Source organism: Streptomyces niveus (assembly GCF_001723055.1).
Classification (GTDB): Bacteria; Actinomycetota; Actinomycetes; order Streptomycetales; family Streptomycetaceae; genus Streptomyces; species Streptomyces niveus.
Map to the genome: position 1 here is coordinate 1 of NZ_MDCR01000052.1, position 10,729 is coordinate 10,729.

4 protein-coding genes and 1 pseudogene are annotated in these 10,729 nt (G+C 72.5%); 4 read left to right on the forward strand and 1 reads right to left on the reverse strand.

Annotation, left to right across the window (positions count from 1 at the left end; genetic code table 11):
- From BHU15_RS40015 to fxsT, 4 genes and pseudogenes are all read left to right on the forward strand, one after another.
- Positions 1-1,908: pseudogene (locus BHU15_RS40015) on the forward strand (tetratricopeptide repeat protein); the annotation flags it as partial.
- A gap of 451 nt (positions 1,909-2,359) precedes the next feature.
- On the forward strand, positions 2,360-2,551 hold the full coding sequence (locus BHU15_RS07585) for an FxSxx-COOH-like cyclophane-containing RiPP peptide (protein ID WP_023538705.1): 192 nt from the start codon (positions 2,360-2,362) through the stop codon (positions 2,549-2,551).
- Between the two features lie 52 nt (positions 2,552-2,603).
- Positions 2,604-3,878, forward strand: a complete 1,275-nt coding sequence (locus BHU15_RS07590) for an aKG-HExxH-type peptide beta-hydroxylase (protein ID WP_069626468.1) — start codon at positions 2,604-2,606, stop codon at positions 3,876-3,878.
- Between the two features lie 56 nt (positions 3,879-3,934).
- Entirely contained in the window at positions 3,935-6,958 is a 3,024-nt protein-coding gene (fxsT, locus tag BHU15_RS07595) for an FxSxx-COOH system tetratricopeptide repeat protein (protein ID WP_069626469.1), read from the forward strand.
- Positions 6,959-7,036: 78 nt separating this feature from the next.
- Here fxsT and BHU15_RS07600 read toward each other — a convergent pair.
- Positions 7,037-10,729: multifunctional oxoglutarate decarboxylase/oxoglutarate dehydrogenase thiamine pyrophosphate-binding subunit/dihydrolipoyllysine-residue succinyltransferase subunit (locus tag BHU15_RS07600; protein WP_069626470.1), on the reverse strand; the 3,693-nt coding region annotated here is incomplete at its 5' end.

The window sequence follows — 10,729 nt, forward strand, 5'->3', positions numbered from 1 at the left end:
GGCACCGGCACCCGTACGATGCGCGGCGCGGCGAGCTGGGTGCTGGCGCAGCACCCGGCGCAGTCGGCATCGGGGCCGTACGCCGGGGCGCGCACTCCCCAGGCGCGGCTGCGCGACTTCCGCTCCGGCGCGTCGCCCGGCGCGCTGGAACTGGCCGTGCATCTCGCGGCCGTACCGCTCTATCTGCCCGTCATGCAGCTCGTCCAGGAGGCGCTGCTTCCCGACACCGGCCCCATGCAGCTGGCCGAAGTGCTTCTCGGCGGGCTGCTTGAGCGGCTGCCCGACACCGTCGACGTACCGGGACCGCGCTACGACTTCGCGCCCGGCGTGCGCGAACTGCTGCTGGAGATGCTCGACCGGGGCGCCGCCGAACTGGTCCTCAAATACCTGTCGGAGTACGTCACCCGGCGCTTCGGCAAGGGCATGCGCAACTTCCCGGCGCTGGCCGTCGCCCGGCTCCAGGGGCAGGACACCGGCGAGTCCGCGGTGCCGGAGGACCCGGACGGCGGGCCGCAGGCCGACGAGGAGCTGTTCGCGCAGGTCCCCGCGCGTGTGGTGCGCTGGTACCGGCCCGTACGGCCGGTGCCCGGCAGGCTGGACGAGGTGGAGCGGCTGCTCGGGCTGTGGCGCGACCGGCGCGACCGGCAGATGCTCTTCGACGCGCAGGCGCTCGCCGAGGCCGCGCTGGCCGCCGACGGCGACGCGCGCTCCCGGCATCTGCTCGGCCGGGTGCTGTTCGCCCGCGCCAACACGGCGGAGGCGCGCCGCGATCCGGCCGGGGCGCGCCGGATGCTGCTACGCGCGGAGGGGCTGCTCACCGGACACGAGGCGGCGACGGCGGTCGCCCGCGCGGACGTCCGGCACGAGCTGTGGCGCCAGGACCACGACACCCGGTGGCTGCGCGCGGCGGTGGCCGGGCTGGCCGAGATGCCCGACGGGGCCGACCTCACCACCGAGACGGCGCGCCGGCTGCGGATGGGCCGGGTGCTGCTCGACCTCGCGAGGACGGAGCCCGAACGGGAGGAGACCGCCACCGCGGCGGCGGCCGAACTGCGCCTCGCGATCGGCCTCTTGGACGATCTGGAGGCGCCGCCGCACCGCCGCGCCGGCGCGCTCCTGGACCTCGTGGCCGCGCTGCGGCTGACCCGCGGGCACGACACGGCGGAGCTGCTCGCCCTGAACGACGCAGCCGAGTCGGCGGCCGAGGACAGCGCCCGGCTGCTGCTGCGCACCCGCCTCCAGCGGGCCCGGATCCACCGCGAGGTACGGGACTGGGAGGCGGCGGCGACCGCGTACCGGCGGGCCGAGCGCAGCGCACCGCGCGACAGCCACGAACGGTGCGAACTCCTCGCCGAATGGGGCGAGATGCTGCTCGTCGAGACCGGCAGGCCCGACCGCGCGGAAGGCATCCTGCGCGAAGCCCTCACGAACGTCACGTCCAAGGCGCCGCTGCGCTGGCACCTCCATCTGCTGCTCGGCACGGCCCTGCTGGACCGCTTCCGCGACAACCGCGGGGGCGGCGGCTTCCTGCCCGACGTGTACGAGGGCTGCCACCTGCTGGAGCTGTCCGCCCGCCGCGCCGCCGACCCGGCCACGCGGGCCCGCGCCTGGCTGACGCTGGCGGGCGCGCGCCTCGAACTGCCCGACCCGCAGGCACATCTCGCCTCGGTCGAGTCGGACTACGGCCGCGCGCTGCGGGAGATCACCGAACCGCCCTCGCTCACGGCGGCCCGCGCTCTGCACGGCCGCGGCGAGCTGTACGAGCGCATGGCCCGCCCCTTCGCGGCCCTGGCCGACTACCGCGCGGCGGACCGCCACTGGCGCGCCCTGACGGCACAGGGCACCCCCATCCCGGAGTCCGAGGCCCGGGCGACCCGCGAACGGGCGGCGGCACTGGACCGGCCCTGACGCGGCGCGGCGCCCGGCGTACGCGCACGCCACACGGCGTGGCGGGGGTACGCGTACGAGGTACCTCCCGCGCCCTGCCAGGTCCGGGCCGTCGGGCCCGAGCGACATCGCCCCGGCCTGGCGGGCGGCGTCACGGGGCCGGGCGTCAGGAGGCCGGGCGTGCGCGACCGGGGTGTGCACCCGCGCGCCTGGTATGCGCTCCCCGCAGGGGGCCACGAAGGCGCTTCCGGCGGCCGGAACACCAACTACCCGTGTGGCGAACGGGTTTCCGAATCGTGACCCTCGGGAAGTAGAACCCTCACGGCATCGCCTCCTGAGGCGTGTGGTGAAAGTAGCGTCCTCCGCCCGCCGGGCAGGGCTCACGCCCTGCCGCGCGGGTCGCGCGCCCTGAGCCGGGCGGGACTTTCAGCACAGGCGTCGGGGGCATCGGGGGTACTGGGAGGAGCAGGGCGTGCTGGAGCAACGTGTGGCCGGATCCGCGGCGCAGGTCGGTGGGATTCCGGGCAGTCCGGTGCTCCCCGATCTCACCGGCGTCGATCTGCGCACCCTTCCGTACCTGGACGACGCCGCGCTGACCGCGGCCGTCGAGGACGTGCTCCGCTGCCCAGGCTCGTTCACCGACATGTGGAAAGACTCGGAGTGAACCGGCGGACCCGACAGCGGGATTCGGCCAGTATCGCAGCGGAGCGGAGGTAATGGCTCCGGCTGCTGGGGCCTTCAGGGTCCCGCCCGACACCCTCCTGCGGATCGCCGCCACCCGCCAGCGCTCGTGCGACCTGGACCTGCTGCACGCCGCACTGCACAGCCGCCGGCTCGTCCTGTTCAAAGCCCTCCTCGCCCGTGTCGGCCGGGGCGAGTTGCCGCCGGCCGCCCGCGCCGCGTTCGACCGGGACTGGCGCCTCCTGGAGCTGGCCGAGTCACCCGCGCCCGCCGCCGCCCGACGCCTTCTCGACTACCCCGCCGTCGGTGGCTGGATCGTCGACGCGCTCAACGCACCCGGACCGGACGGCCTCACCGCCGCCCTCCACCCCCTCGGCGGCATCGCCGTCGGTACGGCGCTGCGCACCGGAGCCCGGCTCGACACCGTGCTCCCCACGGCCGGCGGGCGGCTCGTGCTGCCCGGCGTCGGCGCCCAGGACGCCCGCGCGGCCCGCGTACGGGTCCGCTCGGGCCCGCACGGCACCCTGCTCACCCCCGTGGGGAACTCGGCCCGCTCCGTGTTCCTGCGGCCCGACGGCCGCGGAGCGGGGGCCGGTTGGAGCTGTCTGGCCGTGCTGCCCGGCAGCGCCGGCCGGCTCGACGACCTCGGCACCGGACACACCCTCGTCCCCGACGCGGCGCCCCGCCCCGACCGCGCCGCCTGGCTCACGCGCTGGCGCGCGGCCGTCGCCCTCCTGGCCTCCGCCGACCCCTGGCGCGCCGCCGAAGTCACCCGGCTCGTACGGTCCGTGGTCCCGATGACCCCCGCCGGCGGCGGCGCCTCCAGCGGCACGCTGCGGGCCGCCCCCTGGGCCGTACACACCGCGCTGCCCGACACCGCGCGGCGGTTCGCCGAGGTGCTCGTGCACGAACTCGCCCACAGCAAGCTCGCCGTCCTCGCCGACCTCGTCGCGCTGCACCACGCCGACGGCTCGGCCGTCCACCACGTTCCGTGGCGCAAGGACCCGCGCCCGCTCGACGGCGTGCTCCAGGGGACCTACGCGCATCTCGCCCTCGCCGACCTCTGGTCGCGCGTCGCCGAGCGCCCCGGCGCCACCCCCGCCGCCCGGCACGTCGCCCGCGCACGCCGCGAGGAGTACCGGGCCCAGGTCGCCGACGCGCTCACCGTGCTGCTGGACAGCCACCAACTCACCGAGCACGGCGTGCGGTTCACCGTGTCGATGAAACAGCATCTGACCTCGCTGGGCAGGGGCTCGAATAGCCCGTACGCACTGTCCGATTCCCTGTCCGGTGACGGTGACGTTCGGTAACCTTTCAGACGCGCCGTCAGGGAATGGCGCAGCTCGATGATTGAGGAGACGCGCGCATGGTCGCTCAGCGGCACCTGACGGGGGACGGCGGCCCGGATCAGGAGTCCCAGCATTTCGTGGTCGCCTTCCCGGGCCATCACCGGCCGTGGGCCACCTGGATCGCACGCCGGCTCGAAGCCCACGGCCATCGCGTCACGTCGCACCGCTGGGACCCGGACCGCGACCAGGCGCTGGAGGACGCGCTCGGTGACCTGCTGCTGGCCAGAGGCCGGGTCCTGCTGGTGCTCAGCGACTGGTTCTTCCAGCTGGGACCACGGCGCGAGGGCGACTGGAACGACGTGCTGCGCGGCTTCGTCGCGGCCAACGCCGACCGGTTCGCCGCCGTCAACCTGACCAACCGCGCGCTGCTGCCCGCCACCGCCGTCCTCGAACCGGTCGACCTGTGGGGCATCGGCGAACAGGAAGCCGAACGGCGCCTGCTGGTACGGCTCTCCCTCGAACCGAGCGCACCGCGCACCGACGCGGTGCCCTCCCCCTCCCGCTACCCCAGCGACCCGCCCGCCGTCTGGGGCGAGGTGCCGCGCCGTAACGCGCGCTTCACCGGCCGCGAGGATCTGCTCAACCGCGTCCAGGAATCCCTCACCGACGTCGAGCCAGGCGCGTCCGTCTGCGCGCTGGTCGGCATGTCGGGCATCGGCAAGACGCAGCTCGCCGCCGAGTACGCCCACCGCTTCAGCCCCGACTACGACGTCGTCTGGTGGGTCAACTCCGACCAGCGGGGCACCCAGCGTGACCGGTACGGCGAGCTGGCACCGGCGCTGGGGCTGCGCAGCGGCTCCGAGCCCGGCGAGCGGATCCGCGCCGTGCGCGACGCGCTGCGCCGGGGCGACCCGCACAGCCGCTGGCTGGTGATCTTCGACGGCTGGGAGGACGTGGAGGAGGCCGCCGCCATCCTGCCGCGCGGCGGCACCGGCCATGTGCTGATCACCTCCCGCAACCACGGCTGGCGCACCGTCGGCGACGTCGTGGAGGTGCCCGTCTTCCGGCGCGCGGAGTCGACCGGCTATCTGATGCGCAGGGCCCCGCACATCACGGCGGCGGAGGCCGACGCGGTCGCCGTCGAGTTCCAGGACCTGCCGCTCCAGATGGCCCACGCGGCGGCCCTGCTGGGCGAGTTGCGGATGCCCGTACCGGAGTATCTCGACAAGGTCCACAGCGGTGAGATCAACCCCCTGGACGAGGTGTCCGAGCTGGGCGACTACCCCAGCTCCTCGCTCACCTCCTGGTCGATGCTCTTCAACCGGGTCCGCGAGTCCGAGCCGCGCGCGCTCGAACTCCTCAAGCTGTGCGCCTGCTTCGCGCCCGGCCGGATCCCGATCGGCCTGGTGCGCGGCGTGGCCCCCGGAGAGCTTCCCGAACAGCTGCGCTGGATCGCCGACAACACCCCGGACTGGCCGCGCGCGCTGGACACCCTCGCCAACTACTCGGTCATCACCAAGGATTCCCGCAGCGCCTCCGTCTCCGAGGGCCGCGAGGCCGGACCCCGCCAGGAGTCCGTCCACATGCACCGCGTCGTGCACGGCATCGTCAGCCGGCTCACCGCGGGCGACGACCGCGAGATCCACCGCGGGGTGGTCCGCCAGGTCCTCGTCGGCAGCGACCCCGGCGACCCCTCCGACAGCAGGAGCTGGCCGCGGTACGCCGAGATCCTGCCCCAGCTCGAATTCTCGGGCGCGCTGGAGAGCACCCACGCGCGCACCGTCCAGCTCGTCCTGGGCTGTCTGCGGTACTGCTACATGAGCGGCGAGTACACCGTCGGCATGGACCTGGCCCGGCGGGTCCGCGACAAGTGGGTCGACCTGTTCGCCCCCGACTCCGAGTACATGCTGGAGCTCGCCGCGCGGACCACGGTGATCCTGCGCGCCAGCGGCCGGTTCCACGAGGCGTACGACCGGGACAGCTCCGTGCTCGAACTGCTGCTGGCCCAGCCGGAACCGGACCCGATCAGGCTGATGGCCGCCAACAGCGGCCTCAGCTCCGACCTGCGGTTCCTCGGCCGCTACCCGGAGGCGTACCGGCTCCAGCGCGACGTGGTCGACGTCGGCCGGGAACTGCTGGGCGCCGACGAGTGGACCACGCTGCGCGCCCAGCACCAGATGGGCGTGGCCCTGCGGCTGCTCGGCCAGTTCGACAAGGCGTACGAGATCGACCTCGACACCCTGCGCAAACGCGAGGCCGTGCTGCGCGCCCGGCACCCCGACACGCTGCACTCGGTCAACGCCTGCGCCCGCGACCTGCGGCTCCTCGGCCGCTACCACGACGCCCTGGCCCGCCAGGAGTTGGGCGTGCGCACCCAGATCCAGGTCCTGGGCGAGCTGCATCCGCAGACGCTGTGGGCGCAGCACAACCTCGTCCTGTGCCGGCGCAGGGCGGGCACGAAGGGTGAGGACATCGGTCCGCTGATGGCCGACCTGCTCGCCCGCCACGAGCGGGTGTACGGCAAGGGCCACCACAACAACCTGATGCTCGTCACCGACTACGGCAACTACCTGCGCGTGCACGGCGATCTGGGCCAGGCCAGGGATCTGCTCACCGAGGCCGAGGACACCTACCGCGCCCTGGTCGGCCAGGCCCACCCCGTACCGACCGGCATGCAGTCCAACGTCGGCCTCCTCATGCAGGCCGAGGGGAACAGGGACGGCGCGCTCGTCCTCTTCGAGCAGGCCCTGACCGGACTGCGCACCCTGCTCGGCGACGACCACCCGTGGACGCTGGGCTGCGCGCTGAACGCGGCGGGCGGGCGCAACCTCACCGGCCGGCTGGAGGAGGCCGCCGAGCTGAGCCGGGAAACGCTGCGGCGCACCCGGGCCGCGCTGGGCGACGACCACCCGATGACGCTCTCCAGCCAGACGGCGCTCGCGGCCGACCTGCGGGCGCTCCAGCAGCGCGAGGAGGCGGACAAGGTCGAGGAGGACGCCTTGCAGAAGCTGACGCGCACGATGGGCGCGCAGCACCAGCACACCCTGTCGGCGCGCCAACGGGTCCGGCCCTACTGGGACTTCGAGCCGTATCTGGGCTGAGTCCACCGCTTACGCGGAGGGGCCCGGCACCGCTTCCGCGCGGTGCCGGGCCCCTCTGCTTACGTGTCACAGCCTCCGTCAGGCGTCGAACACCTCGGCGCACAGCTGCGCCTGCTCCGCCTGGTGCCGCTTGGCGGAACCGACCGCCGGCGACGACGACGCGGTGCGCGAGATACGGCGCAGCCGCTCCTCGTGCGGGATGTCCGCGCCGACCGCCAGGTCCAGGTGGTCGATCAGGTTGAGCGCGATGAACGGCCACGCACCCTGGTTCGCCGGCTCCTCCTGCGCCCACAGGTACTTCTCGGCGTTCGGGTACTTCGCGATCTCCGCCTGGAGCTCCGCGCCCGGCAGCGGGTACAGCCGCTCCAGCCGGATGATCACCGTGTCCGTCAGCCCGCGCTTCTGCCGCTCGGCGTCCAGGTCGTAGTAGACCTTGCCCGCGCAGAAGACGACCTTGCGGACGTCCGCCGGGTTGATCGTGCCCGCGTCGGTCATCGAGTCGCCGATCACCGGGCGGAAACCGCCGGTGGTGAACTCCTCGATCTTCGACGTCGCGGCCTTCAGCCGCAGCAGCAGCTTCGGGGTGAAGACGACCAGCGGCTTGTGGTGCGGGTTGTGGACCTGCCAGCGCAGCAGGTGGAAGTAGTTCGACGGCAGGGTCGGCATGGCGACCGTCATGTTGTTCTGCGCGCACATCTGGAGGAAGCGCTCGGGGCGCGCGGACGAGTGGTCCGGGCCCTGGCCCTCGTAGCCGTGCGGCAGCAGCAGCGTGACGCCCGAGGTCTGGCCCCACTTCTGCTCCGCCGACGAGATGAACTCGTCGACGACGGTCTGCGCCCCGTTGACGAAGTCGCCGAACTGGGCCTCCCACATGACCAGCGACTCGGGGCGGGCCAGCGAGTAGCCGTACTCGAAGCCCATCGCCGCGTACTCGCTCAGCAGCGAGTCGTACACGTTGTAACGGGCCTGGTCCTCGCCCAGGTAGAGCAGCGGGGTGTAGTCCTCGCCGGTCTCCTGGTCCACCAGCACCGCGTGGCGCTGGCCGAACGTGCCGCGGCGGGTGTCCTGGCCCGACAGGCGGACCGGGGTGCCCTCCATCAGCAGCGAGCCGATGGCGAGCGTCTCGCCGGTGCCCCAGTCGATCGTGCCGTCCTCCACCGACGCCGCGCGCCGCTGCATCTGCGGCATCAGCCGCGGGTGCACCGTGATGTGGTCGGGGATGTTGACCTGGGACTCGGCGATCCGCTTGACGACCTCCTGCGAGATGGCCGTCGTGACCGCGACCGGGAACTCCGCCTGGGCGTCCGGGACATGGGTCGGAGCCGGGTGCGACGTGGCCTCGCGGACCTCGGCGAACACCTTCTCCAACTGGCCCTGGAAGTCCTGGAGCGCCTGCTCGGCCTCTTCCAGCGTGATGTCGCCGCGACCGATGAGCGACTCGGTGTAGAGCTTGCGCACCGAGCGCTTCTTGTCGATCAGGGTGACCATCTGCGGGTTGGTGAACTGCGGGTTGTCGCCCTCGTTGTGACCGCGGCGGCGGTAGCAGATGAGGTCGATCACGACGTCCTTGTTGAACGTCTGACGGAACTCGAACGCGAGCCGCGCGACCCGGACGCACGCCTCCGGGTCGTCACCGTTGACGTGGATGATCGGCGCCTCGATCATGCGCGCGACGTCGGTCGCGTACATCGAGGAGCGCGAGGCCTCCGGGGCGGCGGTGAAGCCGACCTGGTTGTTGATCACCACGTGCACCGTGCCGCCGGTGCGGTAGCCGCGCAGCTGCGACATGTTGAGCGTCTCGGCGACGACACCCTGGCCCGCGAAGGCCGCGTCGCCGTGCAGCGCGACGGGCAGCACGGTGAAGTCCGTGCCCGCCTTGTTGATGATGTCCTGCTTGGCGCGCGCGATGCCTTCGAGGACCGGGTCGACCGCCTCCAGGTGCGAGGGGTTCGCGGCCAGCGAGACCTTGATCTGCTCGCCGTCCAGACCGGTGAACGTGCCCTCGGCGCCCAGGTGGTACTTCACGTCGCCGGAGCCGTGCATCGACTTCGGGTCGAGGTTGCCCTCGAACTCGCGGAAGATCTGCGCGTACGACTTGCCGACGATGTTCGCCAGGACGTTGAGCCGGCCGCGGTGGGCCATGCCGATGACGACCTCGTCGAGCCGCGACTCGGCCGCCGAGTCGATGACCGCGTCGAGCAGCGGGATGACGGACTCGCCGCCCTCCAGCGAGAACCGCTTCTGGCCCACGTACTTGGTCTGCAGGAACGTTTCGAACGCCTCGGCCGCGTTGAGCCTGCGCAGGATCCGCAGCTGCTCCTCGCGCTCCGGCTTGGAGTTGGAGCGCTCGATACGGTCCTGGAGCCACTTGCGCTGCTTCGGGTCCTGGATGTGCATGAACTCGACGCCCGTGGTGCGGCAGTACGAGTTGCGCAGCACGCCCAGGATGTCGCGCAGCTTCATCATCGACTGACCGGCGAAGCCGCCGACCGCGAACTCCCGCTCCAGGTCCCACAGGGTGAGCCCGTGTTCGGTGATGTCCAGGTCGGGGTGCTTGCGCTGGCGGTACTCCAACGGGTCGGTGTCGGCCATGACATGGCCGCGCACCCGGTAGGAGTGGATCAGCTCGAAGACCCGCGCGGGCTTCGTGACGTCCTCGTCGTGCGAGGCGTCGATGTCCTTGAGCCAGCGGACCGGCTCGTACGGGATCCGCAGCGCCTGGAAGATCTCGTCGTAGAACTCGTTCTCGCCGAGCAGCAGTTGGCTGACGATCCGCAGGAACTCGCCGGAGGCCGCGCCCTGGATGACCCGGTGGTCGTACGTGGAGGTCAGCGTCATGACCTTGGAGATGCCCAGCTTGTTCAGGGTGTCCTGCGAGGTGCCCTGGAACTCCGCCGGGTAGTCCATCGATCCGACGCCCATGATGACCGACTGACCGGGCATCAGACGCGGCACGGAGTGCACCGTGCCGAGGCCGCCCGGGTTGGTCAGCGAGACGGTGACGCCGGTGAAGTCGTCCATCGTCAGCTTGTTGGTGCGGGCGCGGCGGACGATGTCCTCGTACGCCTGCCAGAACTCGAAGAAGTTCAGCGTCTCGGCCTGCTTGATGCCCGCCACGACGAGCTGGCGGTCGCCGTTCGGCTTCACCAGGTCGATGGCCAGACCGAAGTTGATGTGCTCCGGCTTGACCAGGGTGGGCTTGCCGTCCTTCTCCGTGAAGGAGTAGTTCATCGACGGCATGGCCTTGATGGCCTGCACCATCGCGTACCCGATGAGGTGCGTGAAGGAGATCTTGCCGCCGCGCGCCCGCTTCAGGTGGTTGTTGATGACGATGCGGTTGTCGAAGAGCAGCTTCACCGGGACGGCGCGCACGGACGTGGCCGTGGGCAGCTCCAGCGACAGGTTCATGTTCTTCGCGACGGCGGCCGACGGGCCGCGCAGCGTCACGTACTCGGGGCCTGTGGGCTCCTCGGCCGGTGCCTGCGCGGGCTTGGCGGCGGGGGCTGCGGGTGCCGCCTTGGCCGCCGCGGGGGCCGCCGCGGCGGGCTTCGCCGGAGCGGCGGGGGCGGCGGCCGGCGCCTGGGACTCGGCCTTGGGGGCCTGGGCCTGCGCGGGAGCCGCGGCCACGGGCCGCGCAGGGGCGGCGGGCGCCGTGGTGGTCGGGGCGGCGCCGGTCGTGGCGGTCGGTGCGGCGCTCACAGCAGCCCCCGCGGCTGCGGTGGATGTCGCGGCCGGCTCCGGGGATTTGTCCGCCGCACCGGTGTTGCCCGG

Coding starts and splice junctions, on each gene's coding strand:
- BHU15_RS07590 (WP_069626468.1), top strand. CDS start 2,604: ATGGCTCCGGCTGCTGGGGCCTTCAGGGTCCCGCCCGACACCCTCCTG.
- fxsT (WP_069626469.1), top strand. CDS start 3,935: ATGGTCGCTCAGCGGCACCTGACGGGGGACGGCGGCCCGGATCAGGAG.